The 15496-nt window shown below is 68.2% G+C and carries 19 protein-coding genes; 15 read left to right on the top strand and 4 right to left on the bottom strand.

All coding sequences use genetic code 11. The features are described 5' to 3' along the window. The first annotated feature begins 86 nt into the window (after positions 1–86). On the top strand, positions 87–512 hold the full coding sequence (locus L3V85_RS33850; RefSeq protein ID WP_237676930.1) for an Hsp20/alpha crystallin family protein: 426 nt from the start codon (positions 87–89) through the stop codon (positions 510–512). A 76-nt stretch (positions 513–588) separates the two neighbouring features. Further along, a complete protein-coding gene (locus tag L3V85_RS33855) occupies positions 589–1515 on the top strand; it encodes a histone deacetylase family protein (RefSeq protein ID WP_237676931.1) in 927 nt (308 codons plus the stop codon). A 52-nt stretch (positions 1516–1567) separates the two neighbouring features. Here the strand turns inward: L3V85_RS33855 and L3V85_RS33860 are convergent, their stop codons facing one another. Next, the gene (locus L3V85_RS33860) at positions 1568–3304 is read right to left on the bottom strand and encodes a cation acetate symporter (protein WP_237676932.1); all 1737 of its coding nucleotides are present in this window, start codon (positions 3302–3304) and stop codon (positions 1568–1570) included. Further along, complete coding sequence (locus L3V85_RS33865; protein ID WP_237676933.1) at positions 3301–3618, bottom strand: DUF485 domain-containing protein; 318 nt, start codon at positions 3616–3618, stop codon at positions 3301–3303. The genes L3V85_RS33860 and L3V85_RS33865 overlap by 4 nt, the downstream gene beginning before the upstream one ends. A 121-nt stretch (positions 3619–3739) precedes the next feature. Here L3V85_RS33865 and acs point away from each other — a divergent pair, with 121 nt between their 5' ends. Continuing rightward, a complete protein-coding gene (gene acs, locus L3V85_RS33870) occupies positions 3740–5716 on the top strand; it encodes an acetate--CoA ligase (RefSeq protein ID WP_237676934.1) in 1977 nt (658 codons plus the stop codon). A gap of 9 nt (positions 5717–5725) precedes the next feature. Here acs and L3V85_RS33875 read toward each other — a convergent pair whose 3' ends face one another. After that, entirely contained in the window at positions 5726–6619 is an 894-nt protein-coding gene (locus L3V85_RS33875; RefSeq protein WP_237676935.1) for an MBL fold metallo-hydrolase, read from the bottom strand. An 87-nt stretch (positions 6620–6706) separates the two neighbouring features. Here L3V85_RS33875 and L3V85_RS33880 point away from each other — a divergent pair, with 87 nt between their 5' ends. Genes L3V85_RS33880 through L3V85_RS33890 form a run of 3 tightly spaced genes read left to right on the top strand, consistent with a single transcriptional unit; the run spans position 6707 to position 7898 of the window. Further along, the gene (locus L3V85_RS33880) at positions 6707–7030 is read left to right on the top strand and encodes an ArsR/SmtB family transcription factor (RefSeq protein WP_237676936.1); all 324 of its coding nucleotides are present in this window, start codon (positions 6707–6709) and stop codon (positions 7028–7030) included. Next, positions 7030–7464, top strand: coding sequence for a YeeE/YedE family protein (locus tag L3V85_RS33885; RefSeq protein ID WP_237676937.1), 435 nt, complete (start codon positions 7030–7032; stop codon positions 7462–7464). Before L3V85_RS33880 ends, L3V85_RS33885 begins: the two co-directional genes overlap by 1 nt. Positions 7465–7475: 11 nt before the next feature. Continuing rightward, complete coding sequence (locus tag L3V85_RS33890; protein ID WP_237676938.1) at positions 7476–7898, top strand: DUF6691 family protein; 423 nt, start codon at positions 7476–7478, stop codon at positions 7896–7898. 2 nt (positions 7899–7900) lie between these two features. On the opposite strand, the gene L3V85_RS33895 is transcribed toward L3V85_RS33890, so the two are convergent. Beyond that, positions 7901–8419, bottom strand: coding sequence for a universal stress protein (locus L3V85_RS33895; RefSeq protein WP_237676939.1), 519 nt, complete (start codon positions 8417–8419; stop codon positions 7901–7903). A gap of 365 nt (positions 8420–8784) precedes the next feature. On the opposite strand from L3V85_RS33895, the gene L3V85_RS33900 reads away from it, so the two are divergent. The 9 genes from L3V85_RS33900 (at position 8785) to L3V85_RS33940 (ending at position 15453) form a co-directional block, all read left to right on the top strand. Further along, positions 8785–9246, top strand: coding sequence for a universal stress protein (locus tag L3V85_RS33900; protein WP_237676940.1), 462 nt, complete (start codon positions 8785–8787; stop codon positions 9244–9246). A gap of 42 nt (positions 9247–9288) precedes the next feature. Further along, on the top strand, positions 9289–9912 hold the full coding sequence (locus L3V85_RS33905) for a hypothetical protein (RefSeq protein WP_237676941.1): 624 nt from the start codon (positions 9289–9291) through the stop codon (positions 9910–9912). Between the two features lie 31 nt (positions 9913–9943). Then, a complete protein-coding gene (locus L3V85_RS33910) occupies positions 9944–10165 on the top strand; it encodes a BON domain-containing protein (RefSeq protein ID WP_237676942.1) in 222 nt (73 codons plus the stop codon). A gap of 123 nt (positions 10166–10288) precedes the next feature. Beyond that, positions 10289–10729 carry a universal stress protein gene (locus L3V85_RS33915; RefSeq protein WP_237676943.1) on the top strand — a complete coding sequence of 147 codons (441 nt, stop codon included), beginning with the start codon at positions 10289–10291 and terminating at the stop codon, positions 10727–10729. A 107-nt stretch (positions 10730–10836) separates the two neighbouring features. Next, positions 10837–10986, top strand: coding sequence for a hypothetical protein (locus tag L3V85_RS33920; RefSeq protein WP_237676944.1), 150 nt, complete (start codon positions 10837–10839; stop codon positions 10984–10986). Between the two features lie 33 nt (positions 10987–11019). Next, positions 11020–11736, top strand: a complete 717-nt coding sequence (locus L3V85_RS33925) for an ABC transporter ATP-binding protein (protein ID WP_237676945.1) — start codon at positions 11020–11022, stop codon at positions 11734–11736. Continuing rightward, positions 11733–12818: an HlyD family secretion protein gene (locus tag L3V85_RS33930; protein ID WP_237676946.1), complete on the top strand. Its 1086-nt coding sequence runs from the start codon at positions 11733–11735 to the stop codon at positions 12816–12818. The genes L3V85_RS33925 and L3V85_RS33930 overlap by 4 nt, the downstream gene beginning before the upstream one ends. After that, on the top strand, positions 12815–14314 hold the full coding sequence (locus L3V85_RS33935) for an efflux transporter outer membrane subunit (protein ID WP_237676947.1): 1500 nt from the start codon (positions 12815–12817) through the stop codon (positions 14312–14314). The genes L3V85_RS33930 and L3V85_RS33935 overlap by 4 nt, the downstream gene beginning before the upstream one ends. Beyond that, positions 14311–15453: an ABC transporter permease gene (locus L3V85_RS33940; protein WP_237676948.1), complete on the top strand. Its 1143-nt coding sequence runs from the start codon at positions 14311–14313 to the stop codon at positions 15451–15453. The genes L3V85_RS33935 and L3V85_RS33940 overlap by 4 nt, the downstream gene beginning before the upstream one ends. Positions 15454–15496 lie beyond the last annotated feature (43 nt).

Here is a 15496-nt window from a genome sequence, read left to right on the forward strand (position 1 = left end):
GCGGGCGCACTTGATCCAGCGCAACGGAACCCCGGCGGCAAGCGCCTAGATTGAAGCTTCCTCAACCCACCCATGGAGCAAAGCGCATGAACACCGCACTGTCCCGCCTGGACCGCATCGAAAACCTCTTTCCCGACATGCTGCGCCGCTGGGCGCGGCCCCTGCAGCTGATCGACGAGGCCGAGCTGCCGGCCGACATCCGGCTCGACATCAACGAGAACGACAAGGAATACCTCGTCACCGCCGAGATCCCCGGCGCGAGGAAGGAGGACGTGCGCGTCTCCATCGACGGCAGCTACGTCTCCATCTCGGCCGAGATCAGGAAGGACGAGGAGAAGAAGCAGGGCCGCTCCATCGTCCGCGAGACCTATCGCGGCAACATGTCGCGCGGCTTCTCGCTGGCCAGCGAAGTCGACGACAAGACCGCCGTGGCGAAGCTCGAGGACGGCGTGCTGCACCTGACGCTGCCCAAGCGCGAAGGCTCGGCCCGTACCACGCTGAAGATCCAGTAGCCGTCACGCGACGGGCGCCGCCGGCAGCGGGCTCCCCGCGAGGGCCGCCCGGCTTTCGAAGAAGCAAGGAGCCCGCATGCTGAGCGCCTACATCACCCACGCAGACTGCGCGCGCCACGACATGGGCGCGGGCCATCCGGAAAGCCCCGAGCGGCTGTCCGCCATCCACGACCGTCTGCTGATCGCGGGCCTGCTCGACTACATGGCCCCGTACGACGCCCCGCTTGCCACGCAGGCCCAGCTGGCACGCGCGCACACGATGTCGCACGTGCGCGAGCTCATTGCGATGGCGCCTGCCGAGGGGCTCCGCTTCGTCGACCCAGACACCCGGATGAACCCGCACACCCTGCAGGCCGCGCTGCGCGCCGCCGGAGCCGCGGTGCTGGCCACCGACCTGGTGCTGGCCGGCGAGGCGCCCACCGCCTTCTGCAACGTGCGCCCGCCGGGCCATCACGCCACGCGCGATGCGGCCATGGGCTTCTGCTTCTTCAACAACGTGGCGGTGGGCATCCGCCACGCGCTGGACGTTCATGGTCTGAAGCGCGTGGCCCGGATCGACTTCGACGTGCACCACGGCAACGGCAGTGCGGACATCTTCCGCGACGACGGGCGCGTGCTCATGTGCTCCATCTTCGAGAAGGGCCTCTACCCCTTCGCGGGCGAGGACGACGACGGCCCGCGGATGGTGAACATCGGGCTGCCCTCGCGCTCGGGCGGCGATGCGTTCAGGGCGGCCGTCACGCACCACTGGCTGCCGGCGCTCGAAGCCTTCGCGCCGCAGCTCGTGTATGTCTCGGCCGGCTTCGACGGACACCGGGAGGACGACATGGGCAACCTCGGCCTGGTGGAGAACGACTACGCCTGGGTCACCCGGAAGCTCATGGACGTGGCGCTGCGCCATTGCGGCGGGCGCGTGATCTCGAGCCTCGAGGGCGGCTATGCGCTGAGCGCCCTCGCCCGCAGCGCCGCGGCGCATGTCAAGGTGCTGATCGGGGCCGACTGAGCGCCGCGGACGCGGGGCCGGGCGCCTTCGCGCCCCACGATGGCACGCTGGCTCAGTGCCCGATCGGGCCGTGCGCGCCGATACCGGTTTCCGAACGCACCTGCTGTGCCAGGAAGCCGCCCCGGTCGACCTGCGCACGCGCGCTGCGGTCGAGCACCGAGAACAGCCAGATGCCCACGAAGGCGATGCTCATCGAGAACAGGCACGGCGAGGTGTAGGGAAACAGCGAGGAGCCGGCCGGATGGCCGAGCGTGGCCTCCCAGACTGAGGGCGAGACCACCGTGAGCACCACCGAGGAAATCAGCCCGAGGAAGCCGCCGATCACAGCCCCGCGCGTGGTGCAGCCCTTCCAGAGCACCGACATGAAGAGCACCGGGAAGTTGGCCGAGGCCGCGATGGCGAAGGCCAGCGACACCATGAAGGCGATGTTCTGCTTCTCGAACACGATGCCCAGCAGCACCGCCAGCGCGCCGAGCGCCAGCGTGGTGATCCTGGACACGCGCAGCTCGGCCGCGCTGCCCGCGTCGCCCTTCCGGATGACGGTGGCGTACAGGTCGTGAGAGACGGCCGAAGCGCCGGAGAGCGTGAGGCCCGCCACCACGGCCAGGATGGTCGCGAAGGCCACCGCCGAGATGAAGCCGAGGAACACGTTGCCGCCCACGGCGTTCGCCAGGTGGATCGCCGCCATGTTGCCGCCGCCCTTGAGCAGGCCCTTGGCGTCGAGGAAGTCCGGATTCGTCAGCACGAAGGTGATGGCGCCGAAGCCGATGATGAAGGTCAGCAGGTAGAAGTAGCCGATCCATCCGGTCGCCCACATGACCGATTTGCGCGCCTCCTTGGCGCTGGGCACGGTGAAGAAGCGCATCAGGATGTGCGGCAGCCCGGCCGTGCCGAACATGAGCGCCATGCCGAAGGAGATGGCGGAGATCGGGTCCTTCACGAAATTGCCCGGCCCCATGATCGACTGGCCGATGCCCGCGGCCACCTCGGCCGTCTTGCCGTCCTTCAGCGCCAGGTCGGTCTTGACCTTGACCGCGCCCGCGAACATCGCCTCGGGGCTGAAGCCGAAGTGCCAGAGCACCGAGATCGCCATGAAGCTCGCGCCGCCCAGCAGCAGGCCGGCCTTGATGATCTGCACCCAGGTCGTGGCCGTCATGCCGCCGAAGAGCACGTACACCATCATGAGCGAGCCGACGATGACCACCGCGACCCAGTACTCGAGACCGAACAGCAGCTTGATCAGCTGCCCCGCGCCCACCATCTGCGCGATGAGATAGAAGGCCACCACCACCAGCGTGCCGGAGGCCGCGAAGATGCGCACCGGCGTCTGCCTGAAGCGGAAGGCCGCGACGTCGGCGAAGGTGAACTTGCCGAGGTTGCGCAGCCGCTCCGCCATCAGGAAGGTGATGACCGGCCACCCCACGAGGAAGCCGATGGAGTAGATCAGCCCGTCGTAGCCGGAGGCCATGACCGCGGCCGAGATGCCCAGGAACGACGCCGCCGACATGTAGTCGCCGGCGATGGCGAGCCCGTTCTGGAAACCCGTGATGCCGCCGCCGGCCGTGTAGAAGTCGGACGCCGAGCGGGTGCGCGCCGCGGCCCACTTGGTGATGAAGAGGGTCGCCACCACGAAGAGGCCGAACATGCCGATGGCGGTCCAGTTGGTGGCCTGCTTCTGCAGCTGGCCGAGGTCGGCACCGGCCGCGAGAGCCGCCGCGCCGAGGGCCGACAGTGCGCAGAAGACCGCCGCGGATCGCGCGCGCAGGATGGTCGAGGAACGCAGGCTCATGGCTTGTTCCCCTTCACGGCCTTGACCACCGCATCGGAGAGCGCATCGAACTCGGCGTTCGCACGGCGCACGTAGTAGGAGGTGATCGCCACGGTGAACACGATCACGCCGAAGCCCAGTGGCATGCCCAGGGTCATGACGCCGTCGCCGATGCGTCGCGCCAGGAATTCCTTGTCGAAGGCCACCAGCAGCACGAAGCCGTAGTACGCGGCGAGCATCAGCACTGCGAGGGTCCAGCCGAAGCGGTCGCGCCGGCGCTTGAGTTGCTGGTATTTCGGATGCGCGGCGATGCGCGCGGCCATGTCGTCTTCCATGGAGTCTCCTTGTTTGCGATGGGCGGATTAGGAACGCACGCAACGGCGCGAGGCTTGCGCTGGCGCAAGCCATTCCTCGTGTGCGCCGGCAAGATCTCGCAACCTTCAAAGGACACGAGACATGAACGCTCCCGATCTCCAGCCCCGCCTGCCCACCTATGCGCCACCGCAGGCGCTCGCCCGCACCGCCCACGTCGCAGGCCGCGCCGCCTACGACGCGCTGGTGGCCGAGGCGGAAGCCGACCACGAGGGCTACTGGGCCCGCCTGGCGCGCGAGTTCGTCGGCTGGAAGACGCCGTTCATCAGGACGCTGGACAGCAGCGACGCGCCGCACTACAGGTGGTTCGAGGATGGCACGCTCAACGTCTCATGGAACTGCCTGGACCGGCAGGTGGCCGCCGGCCGGGGCGACAAGGTGGCGATCGTCTTCGAGTCGGACGACGGGCAGGTCACCCGCACCACCTATGCGCAGCTGCTGGCGCAGACCTGCCGCATGGCCAATGCGCTGAAGTCGCTCGGCGTGCGCAAGGGCGACCGCGTGGTCATCTACATGCCGATGTCGGTCGAGGGCGTCGTGGCGATGCAGGCCTGCGCCCGGCTGGGCGCGGTGCATTCGGTGGTGTTCGGCGGCTTCTCGGCGCATGCGCTGCGCGACCGCGTCGCCGACACCGGCGCCACGGTGATCGTCACCGCCGCCCAGCAGGTCCGTGGGGGCAAGCGCCTGCCGCTGAAGGCGCTGGTCGACGAGGCGCTCGCGCTCGGCGGCTGCGAGGCGGTGCGCTCGGTCGTCGTCCATCGGCGCACGGGCGAGCCCATCGAGTGGACAGCGCGCGACGTGTGGATGCACGAGATCACGCAGGCCCAAGGCGACAGCTGCGAGCCCGAGTGGGTCGGCGCCGAGCACCCGCTGTTCCTGCTCTACACCTCGGGCTCGACCGGCAAGCCCAAGGGCGTGCAGCATTGCAGCGGCGGCTACCTGCTGCACGCGGCGCTCACCACCAAATGGACCTTCGACATGCACGACGACGACGTGTTCTGGTGCACGGCGGACATCGGCTGGGTCACTGGCCACACCTACATCGCCTATGGGCCGCTGGCCATCGGAGCGACGCAGGTGGTGTTCGAGGGCGTGCCCACCTATCCCGACGCGGGACGCTTCTGGCAGATGATCGAGCGGCACCGCGTCACGGTGTTCTACACGGCTCCCACCGCCATCCGGTCGCTCATCAAGGCGGCCGAGGGCAACCCGGCCGTGCACCCCGACCGCCATGACCTCGGCAGCCTGCGCGTGCTGGGCTCGGTCGGCGAGCCGATCAATCCGGCCGCCTGGGAGTGGTATCGCCAGCACGTGGGCGGCGGCCGCTGCCCGGTGCTCGACACCTGGTGGCAGACCGAGACCGGCGGCCACATGATCACGCCGCTGCCCGGTGCCACCGATCTCGTTCCGGGGTCGTGCACCCTGCCCTTTCCCGGCATCGCGGCGGCCATCGTTGACGAGACCGGCAACGACGTGCCCGACGGCGAGAGCGGCCTGCTGGTCATCAAGAAACCATGGCCGAGCATGATCCGCGCGGTGTGGGGCGACGACGCGCGCTACCGCTCGAGCTACTTTCCGCCGGAGCTGCGCGGCTGCTACCTCGCGGGCGATGGTGCCGCGCGAGACAGGCTCACGCGCTACTTCACGATCGGCGGGCGCATCGACGACGTGCTGAACGTCAGCGGCCACCGCATGGGCACGATGGAAATCGAGTCGGCGCTCGTGGCCTGCGCGGCGCTGGTGGCCGAGGCCGCGGTGGTGGGCCGCCCCGACGAGACCACGGGCGAGGCGATCAGCGCCTTCGTGGTGCTTAAGCAGCCGCGCCCCACCGGCAAGGAAGGAGACCGCCTGGCCGCCGAGCTGCGCGCATGGATCGGCAAGGAAATCGGCCCGATCGCCAAGCCCCGCGAGATCCGCTTCGCCGACAACCTGCCCAAGACGCGCAGCGGCAAGATCATGCGGCGCCTGCTGCGCTCCGTCGCCCGGGGCGAGGCGATCTCGCAGGACGTGTCGACGCTGGAGAACCCGGCGATCCTCGATCAGCTGACCGAGACGCACTGAGCCGGCTGGCTAACCGCCCGCCGGGCGCCGGTGAACGGGAAGCGCATCCACAGGGATGCGCAGGTACGCGACGCCGTTGTCGTCGGCAGGCGGAAGCCGGCCGCCGCGCACGTTCACCTGGATCGACGGAAGGATGAGCGTGGGCACGTCCAGCGTCGCGTCGCGCGCCGTGCGCATCGCCACGAATTCGTCCGCGCCGATGCCGTCGCGCACATGGATGTTGTGGGCGCGCTGTTGCGCCACGGTGGTCTGCCAACTGGCCTGCCTCGACGGCGGCGGATAGTCGTGGCAGACGTACATGGCCGTGTCGGGCGGCAGTTCGAGCAGCCTGCGCATCGAACCGTAGAGCTGGCGCGCGTCGCCGCCGGGGAAGTCGGCGCGTGCGCTGCCGAGGTCGGGCATGAAGAGCGTGTCGCCGACGAAGACCGCGCCGTCGATCAGGTAGGCCATGTCCGCGGGCGTGTGGCCCGGCACCAGCAAGGCGGTGGCTTCGACTTCACCAATGCCGAAGACTTCGCCGTCCCTGAACAGATGGTCGAACTGGCTTCCGTCGGGCAGGAAGGCGCGCTCGAAGTTGAAGAGCTTGCAGAAGGTCGACTGGACGACGCGGATGTTCTCGCCGATGGCGATCTTTCCGCCCGCCTGCTGCTGGACGTGGCGCGCGCCGGACAGGTGGTCCGCGTGCGCATGGGTCTCCAGGATCCAGTCGAGCCGCAGTTCATGTTCGCGCAGATAGTCCAGCAGCCTGTCGGCCGACACGGTGCCGGTGTGGCCCGACTTGAAGTCGTAGTCCAGCACCGGGTCGATGACCGCGGCATGCCTGCCCGCGTGTTCCCAGACGACATAGGACACCGTGCCCGTGACGGAATCGAAAAAGCCCTGGATCGTCGTGCGTGCGGTCATGGTTGCTCCGTGGATGGAAGTCCGGTCTTGCGACAAACAATATATATTTGAATATAATATCCAAATCGAAAACGTCAATCCGGCCCGATGAAGAATTCCACCCTTGCCATCGATCCCGAAGTGCTGCGCGGTGCCGCCGGCAAGGCGGTCGCGGCGCTCAAGCTGCTGGCCAACGAAGACCGCCTGCTGCTGCTGTGCCAGCTCTCGCAGGGCGAGATGTGCGTGAGCGACCTCGAGCAGGCGCTGGGCATCCATCAGCCCACGCTGTCGCAGCAACTGGGTGTACTTCGCAACGAGGGTGTGGTCAACACCCGCCGCGAGGGCAAGAGCATCTTCTACAGCGTGGCCGATCCCGCGATGCTGGAACTCCTCGGCGTTCTGTATCGCCTCTACTGTCCCCAGGAGAAATGATGTCCATCGACTGGAGCCACTTCACGCCGCTCGCCTCGCTGGCTGGCGGCGTGCTCATCGGCATCGCCGCCGCGATGTTCGTGCTGCTCAACGGGCGCATCGCGGGCATCAGCGGCGTGCTGGGAGGCCTGCTCAGGCCGTCGAGGGGCGACATCGGCTGGCGCGTCGCCTTCGTGCTCGGGCTCGTGGGCGCGCCGTCGCTCTACCTGCTCTTCACGGTGCTGCCCCGCCCGCAGATCGACGCCGGCTACGGCACGCTGGTGCTGGCCGGCCTGCTCGTCGGCCTGGGCACGCGCTACGGCTCCGGCTGCACCAGCGGCCACGGCGTCTGCGGCCTGTCCCGCCTGTCGCCGCGGTCGCTTGTGGCCACCCTCTCGTTCATGGGCGCGGGCTTCGCCACGGTGTTCGTGGCGCGCCATCTGCCCGGCATCTGAGGATGCGCGCCATGATCGCCCTCGCCTCGCTGCTCGCCGGCCTCGTCTTCGGACTCGGCCTCATCGTCTCGGGCATGGCCAACCCGGCCAAGGTGCTCGGCTTCCTGGACCTCGCCGGCCACTGGGACCCATCCCTGGCTTTCGTCATGGCGGGCGCCATCGCCGTCGGATCGGTCGCGTTCCTGGCCGCAAGGCGGCGCAGCAAGTCCCTGCTGGGCGCGGCGATGCGCCTGCCATCGGCGCGCGGGATCGACCGGCGCCTGGTCGTCGGCAGCGTCGTTTTCGGAGTTGGCTGGGGCATCGCGGGCTTCTGTCCCGGCCCGGGCCTCGTCGCCCTGGGCATGGGCGAAGCCAAGGCCCTCGTCTTCGTGCTCGCGATGCTCGCGGGCATGGGAATCTTCGAACTCATCGAGCACCGCGGGCGACAGCCCTGACGCTACCCGACGGCCGCCTGCTCGTCCGCCGTCGCATGCACCAGCAGCACGGGAACGCATGAGCCGCGCACGATCCGCTCCGTGCTGCTGCCGAGCAGCAGCTGTCCGAGGCCGCGCCGGCCTCGCGTGCCGGCAATGATCAGGTCGGCATGCCATTCCCGCGCCTCGTCTTCGACGAGGTTGGCCACGGTGCCGTCCGCTTCGCTGTAGAGCACGGTGTCGACCTCCACGCCCGCGGAACGCACGTGCTCGGCACTTCGGGCGAGCATGCGCGCGGCCTCCGCCCGAAGTTGCGACGACCCGTCACGCGCGTAGCCGGCGCGCGAAACCGAGAGATCGTCGATCGCGTGAAGCAGCCGCACCCGGCTTCTCATCGGTTTGGCGAGGCGAATCGCCTCCTCGATGCCCTGGGCCGATGCCGGGCTGCCGTCTACGGGAACGAGTATTCGTCGATACACGGATTGCTCCTTGCCGGGCCAGGCTGCATCCATGACCGCGATGCCAGCCCGCTCTTTGCGCATCGATTCTGCACATCCTCGCGGGCCTTTGGATTGACATGCATCAAGCATCAAGCGCGGATCATGCCCTCCACCACCCGGATGATGCGGTCGCGGCGTCCGACCGGTTCGGAGCTGCAAGGCGGAGAGAACCCCGGTACAGCGCTCGCGGTTCGTCCTTCTGAACACAGCGCCGGCGCCACTGTGACCAACCGCGCGCCGGTCTCGAACTCGGGAAGACATGGCGGCTTCCGTTCGCGAGGCGGCAGGACCGGGGCGATGTTGATGTGGCGCAAGCCCTCCCGCGGCAGGCAACGGAAGAATCTGCCTGCCCGTCGCGCCGGGGCCGGCGGCAGGTGCCTCTTGCAGGCGGCCCCGAGGAGAAGCCCATGTCCGTCTACAAGCACGTGCTCGTCCCGCTGGACGGCAGCCCCACGGCCGACTGTGGTCTGCAGGAAGCCATCCGTCTCGCTGGCGAACTCGGAAGCAGGCTGCGTCTGCTCAACGTGGTCGACGACTTTCCGATGCTGGTGGAGATATCGAGCACCTCCAGTTTCGAGGCCGGCCTGCAGAAGGCGCGCGAGCATGGCGAATCGGTCCTCTCGCACGCCCTGGCCCGGGCGACGGCCGCGGGAGTCGAGGCCGAGACCGTGCTGCGCGAAGTCACGCAGGAGCGCGTCGCCGAAGTCGTGACCGATGAGGCCGCGAAAGCAGCCTGCGACCTAATCGTGATGGGCACCCATGGCCGCCGCGGCCTCAGCCGGCTGGCGCTCGGCAGCGACGCCGACCGTGTGGCGCGAAGCAGCCCCGTGCCGGTGCTGCTGGTGCGTGCGGCAGCGACACCCGCTTGAATGCACATCCCCCCACGCCCTTTCAACCCAATGGAAAAGAACATGACATCCAACACACTTCGCAAGCTGATGGCATCCGCAGTCATCGCCGCCAGTGCCGGTGCATTTGCCGCCGACTACACCGCGCCCGGACAGCTCAGTCCGCCGGAGAGCGCAGCACAGAAAGCGGGTAACGCGACGCGCGTTGCGGCCGGCCGGGCCGCGCGCGATGCGGAAAAGGCCGCGCGGCGGGCCATGGACGCCACCAAGGCTGCTGCCGACAAGGGCAAGGCCACCACCGGCCAGGTCTCGAAGGCCCTGGCCGAAGGCATCCGCCAGGCCGCGCGAAAAGCGGCCCAGGCGGCCACCCGCCTGGAGGAAAAGGCTGCCATATCGACTGCCAAGGCGGTCGACGACGGCAAGGTCACCGCACAGGCCGCCCAGGAGGAAAGCCGGAAGGCGGCCCACGCCTCGAGGGAAGCCCTGGCCCGGGCGGAGGAATCGGTGGGCCGGTCCGCGCAGGCCGGCAAGGAGGAAGCCGAGAAGGCGGCGCAAGCCACGCGCGAAGCACTCGACAGGGCGGAAGAAGCCATGCGCTCGGCCGCCAGCGCAACCGCCGACGCCTCGGCACGCACGCTCGAAGCGGTGAAGCGCAAGACCCGTGCTGCGGCTTCCGACGGAAAGTGACGCCCGTGCCCGATCGCCGGAGGGAACGACCATGAACCCCGACATTCAACTCAGGCACGACGTCTTCGCGCAACTCAACTGGGACCCCGCCGTCAACGGCTGCGACATCGACGTGTGCGTCAAGGACGGCGTCGTGACACTGCGCGGCCAGGTGGCCGACGAGGAGCGGCGCGCCGCGGTGGAGCGCGCCGCACGCCGCACCGAGGGGCTGACGACGCTGCTGAACAGGCTCGTCGTCCGGCCTCCGGAATGAACTCGGCGAAGACCGGAGCGACCGGTTCGCTTCCGGATCCTTTCTCCGAGATCCCGTGGCCGATGCCGACAGCGGCACCCCGAGGCGAGCGCCCGCGGCGAACTCTTTGCAGGAGGCAATGACATGTACCAGCGCATCCTCGTTCCCTTCGACGGCAGCGCGACATCCCTGCGGGGGCTGCAGGAAGCGACGGCGGTGGCAAAGCTGTCGCACGGCTCGCTTCGCCTGCTGCACGTGATCGACGAGCTCTCGGTGGTGTATGCCGGCTGGGCACCAAACTGCATGCCGGCGTTGCGCAGCGAGGCGCTCCAGTTGCTGGAGACGGCCTGGCAGCGCGTCGAAGCCGAAGGTGTGAATGCCGACACCGTGCTGTACGACAACTTCGATGGCACCGTTCATGAATTGGTCGTCGCAGAGGCCGTGAAGTGGCCTGCCGAACTGATCGTGATCGGCACCCATGGCCGGCGCGGGTTTGATCGGCTGACCCTGGGCAGCAGCGCGGAAAACGTGCTGCGCCGCGCCACCGTCCCGGTGCTGCTGGTTCGCGGCTGCGAGCCTGCCTGACCTGCGGCCCCGAGCCTGCGGCTGCCCCACATGCAGGCTTGCGCTGCATCAAGCGTGGCCGCCGCAGCGGCCCATAACCTAAGTCCGTCGTCTTCGCAAGGATTCCCATGAACGCCTCCACTCCCCTCATCGCGCAAGATCCCGTCGTCGGCCTCGCAGCGGTCGGCGGCCCCTTCGGCATGGCCCTTGTGGCAGCCATGGAGGGCGCGTTCGTCTTTGGTGGATTGTCGACCCCGGCCGGTGCCGCGCGCTTCTGAGCCGCGGCCGCACGGAACGAGGACCCCAGCGCCATGAACACCCCAGACGCCACCCGGGGGCACGAGGCCATCTCCGCCTTCGGACTGACCAAGTACTTCGGCGAGAACGAGACCCGGGTCACGGCGGTCGACCATGTGGATTTCGTGGCGAACTTCGGCGAGATGGTGTTCCTCGTCGGCCCCTCGGGCAGCGGCAAGACCACCTTCCTCAGCATGGTCTCCGGCATCCTCCGCCCCGACGAGGGCACCGTGAACGTGAAGGGCGCCGACATCTGGTCGATGGACAAGGATGCGCTGGCCGACTTCCGGCTGAACACGATCGGCTTCGTGTTCCAGGACTACCACCTGTTTCCACGCCTGACCACGGCCGAGAACGTCGCGATTCCGCTGATCCTCAAACACCTCGACTGGGACGCATCGATCGCGCAGGCGAGGAAATACCTGGAGGTGGTGGGCCTCAGGGAGCGCGGCGACATCGTGCCCGTGAAACTCTCGGGCGGCGAGCAGCAGCGGGTGGCGATCGCGCGCGCCATCGTCGGCTCGCCGGAGATCCTGATCCTCGACGAGCCCACCGCCTCGCTGGACGGGGACACCGGCCGGATGATCCTCGCCTTCGTCAAGGACAGGATTCTCGATGCGGGACGCTGCATTCTCATCGTCACCCACGACGCGCGCATCAACGAGTACGCCGATCGCATCGTCCACATGGAGGACGGTCGCATCACCGGGCTGGACAAGGGCACGGAATGAGCAAGAAGCTGATCTTCGCGCTGGCGTTGACCGGCCTGCTGGCCGGACTGGTCGCTGCCTACGTCTTCGGCATCGAGCGCAAGGCACAACAGCCCGCGTACGCACCGGTCAGCAATCCCTACAGGACGGCGATCTACGCCAACGGCATCGTCGAGAGCGACCAGAGTTCGGGTGCCAACGTCAACATCTACCCCGAGGTCCCGGCCCTGATTGCGCAGGTGCTCGTGCACGACGGGCAGGCCGTCAAGGCCGGCACGCCGCTGGTGATGCTCGACGATTCGGTGCAGAAGGCCACGACCGAGCAATTGCGGCTGCAGGCCGAGGCGGCGCTCGCGCTGCTGAACGAACTCCAGGCCCAGCCGCGCAAGGAGGTACTGGCCATCGCCAAGGCACAGGTCGACCTCGCGCAGTCCAGTCTCAAGGTGGCGGACGATCAATTCGCAAAGCGGCGCGCCAGCTACAACATCGATCCGCACTCGATCAGCAAGGACGCCCTCGACACGGCCGACGATGCGGTGCGGCAAGCCGCGGCGGCGCTGGAAGTGGCCCGCCGGCAGTACGTGCTCGCGCATGCGGGGGCCTGGAGCTACGACATAGAGAACCAACGCAGGCAGTACGAGGCGCTTCAGCAGTCCTACAGGGCTTCCCAGGCATTGCTGCAGAAGTACGTCGTGACGGCCCGCATGGACGGCGTGGTGCTGGCCGTCAACGCCTCGGTCGGCAGCTACGTGTCCTCGCTCGGCGTGCTGGACAGCTACACGCAGACGCAGGCGCCCCTGGTCGTCATGAGCACGCCGCAGGACCATCTGGCTGTGCGTTGCTACGTCGACGAGATCCTGGCCTCTCGGCTGCCGCCGCCGGACCGGATCCAGGCCCAGATGTCGCTGCGTGGCACCGATGTGAAGGTTCCCCTGGAGTTCGTGCGGGTGCAGCCCTACGTGTCGCCGAAGATCGAACTCGCGAACCAGCGGCAGGAGAAAGTGGACCTGCGCGTGCTGCCCGTGATCTTCCGCTTCCGGATGCAAAGCCCCGCCATGGTGTATCCCGGCCAGCTGGTCGATGTGTTCATTGGACAGAAATGACAGGCACACCTGCTCCGGGCTGGAGGTGGCTGGCCGCGGTGCTTGCCCTGGCCGGCACGGGCCTGTCGGCGGGCTGCATGGTCGGCCCCGACTTCGTGCGCCCGGCGCCTGCGCAGGTGGACAGCTACACGCGCGGTGCCCTGCCTGCGACGACCGAAGCCGGCGACGGGCGATCGCAGCGCTTCGGCCCGGCAGCGGAGCTTCCCGCGGACTGGTGGCGTCTCTTCGGATCGCCCGCGCTGGACGAGGCCGTGCGGCAGGCGCTGCAGCACAACCCGACGCTTCAATCGGCCGAGGCCAGCCTTCGCCAGAGCCAGGACGAACTTCGCGCGGGCCACGGCATCTTCTACCCGCAGCTCGACGCCTCCTTCGGCGCCACCCGCGCCCGTACGGCACCGGTCCTGCAGGGCTCCTCCGCCGCCGGCACGATCTACCAGGTGGTCACGCTCAGCGGTGCCATCAGCTATCCGCTCGATGTCTTCGGCGGCGAACGCCGCACCGTCGAGGGCCTGGCCGCGCAGGCGGAGAACCAGCGTTTCGTGGCGATGGCAGCCTACCTGGCGCTGGAGGCGAATCTGGTCCAGACGTGCGTTGCACGCGCCGCCTACGTCGCGCAAAGGCGCACGACGGAAGAACTGATCGCCCTGGAGCGCGACCAGTTGCACAGCATCGAGGCCCAGGTGCATGCCGGCACCGTGCCCTATGCCAACCAGTTGAGCCAGCTGAGCCTGATCGCCTCCAACCGGGCGCAGCTCGCCGCGCTGGCGCAGAAGATCAGCCAGGCCGACCATCTGCTGGCCGCCCTGCAGGGCGACACGCCGGCCGAGGCTGCGCTCCCCGACGTCGACATCGGGGAGCTGACGCTGCCGAGGGACCTGCCGCTCAGCCTCCCGTCGGAACTGGTGCGGCAGCGCCCGGACATTCTCGCGGCCGAAGCGCAGCTGCATGCGGCCAGCGCGGCCATCGGCGTGGCAACCGCGGCCATGTTTCCGAGCTTCAGCCTGAGCGCCGGGTACGGTGCCGCCAGCCCGCAACTCGCCAGTCTGCTGGCCGGCGGCTCCCGCTACTGGAGCCTCGCGCCTGCCGTCGCGCTGCCACTCCTGCACGGCGGCACGCTGCGAGCCAGGCGCCAGGCCGCGATCGACGCCCACGCCGCCCGGGAAGCCGACTACCGTCAGACGGTGCTCTCCGCATTCGAGCAGGTTGCCGATGCGCTGCGGGCGCTCGAGCACGACGCGCAGGCACTTCAGGCGCAGGCCGAGGCGAGATCATCGGCCGCCGATGCGCTGGCCCTGCAGCAGGCCGGCTATCGCGCGGGACTCGTGGCCTATGTCGACCTGCAGAATGCGGACATCCAGTTCCACGCCGCAAGTCTTTCCTACCTTTCGGCATTGGCGCAGCGCCATCAGGACACCGTCGCCCTGTTCGCGGCGCTCGGCGGAGGCTGGTGGAATGCCCCGTCATCCGGTGCCGGCGCGCGCGCCGGGCAGCCATGAAATACGGCGGCATCCTGCGCATCGGCTTCAAGCTGCTGGTCAACGACCGGGCCAAGTTCTCGGCGCTGCTGATCGGCATCACGTTCGCCGTCTTCCTGATGATGCAGATGACGGCCATGTTCGCGGGCATTCTCAACCGCGCGTACTCCACGGTGACGAACGTCGGCGCCGCGATGTGGATCATGGACCCCGGCGTGAACACGCCGACCAGCGCCATCGCGCTGCCCGATTACCTGCTGGACAGCGTGCGGAGCATGGACGGCGTGAGCTACGCGGTGCCCATGTTCGTCGGCGGCGCCCTGGTCAGGCTCGACAGCGGCACCTACCAGTCCGTGACGGTGGTCGGACTGGACGATACGAGCCTGCTCGGGCGTCCCGAGATCGAACAGGGCCGGCTCGAAGACATCTACGCCGACAACTCGTTCTTCGTCGTCGACGATGCCGAGTTCCCCAAGCTCGAGAACCCGCACATCGGGAGCACCTTCGAGCTCAACGACAACCGCGGAGTGATCGTCGGCATCGCCAAGGTCGCCTCGAACGGTCTCAACGGAGTGCCGACGCTCTACACGACGTACAGCCGCGCGATCCAGTACCTGCCGACCACGCGCTTCACCATCTCGTACGTGCTGGTGCAACCCCGCGACGCCATGGCGGTCGCACGCATCAAGCGAGAAGTCGCCAGGCTCGGCTACGTGGCGCTGACCCGAAAGGAGTTCAACCAGGCCACCGCCGACTACTACACCTACAAGACGGGCATCGGGACCAACATCCTGATCATGACGGTGATCAGCTTCCTGGTGGGGCTCTCGATCTCGGGCCAGACCTTCTACAGCTTCATCCTGGAGAACCTCGAGAAGTTCGGCGCACTCAAGGCGATTGGCGCGAAAGGGACCGAGCTCATCTTCATGATCTTCTTCATGGCGACCTTCACGGCGCTGACCGGATTCGGGCTGGGCGTGGGCCTCGTGACGCTGATGATCACCGTCGCACGAACACAGCTTCCCAGCTATGCGGCCATCGTGACCTTCTGGAACCTGGGGCTGGCTTTCGCCATGGTTCTGGTGATCGCGGGCATCTCAAGCTACTTCGGCATCCGCCGGGTCCTGCGCATCGAGCCCTTCGACATCTTCAGGGGCTAGGGCCGGCAGGAACCGGGCGAATGCGGATGCACTCGCTCCGGCA

It is taken from the genome of Variovorax paradoxus, from assembly GCF_022009635.1.
GTDB lineage: Bacteria > Pseudomonadota > Gammaproteobacteria > Burkholderiales > Burkholderiaceae_C > Variovorax.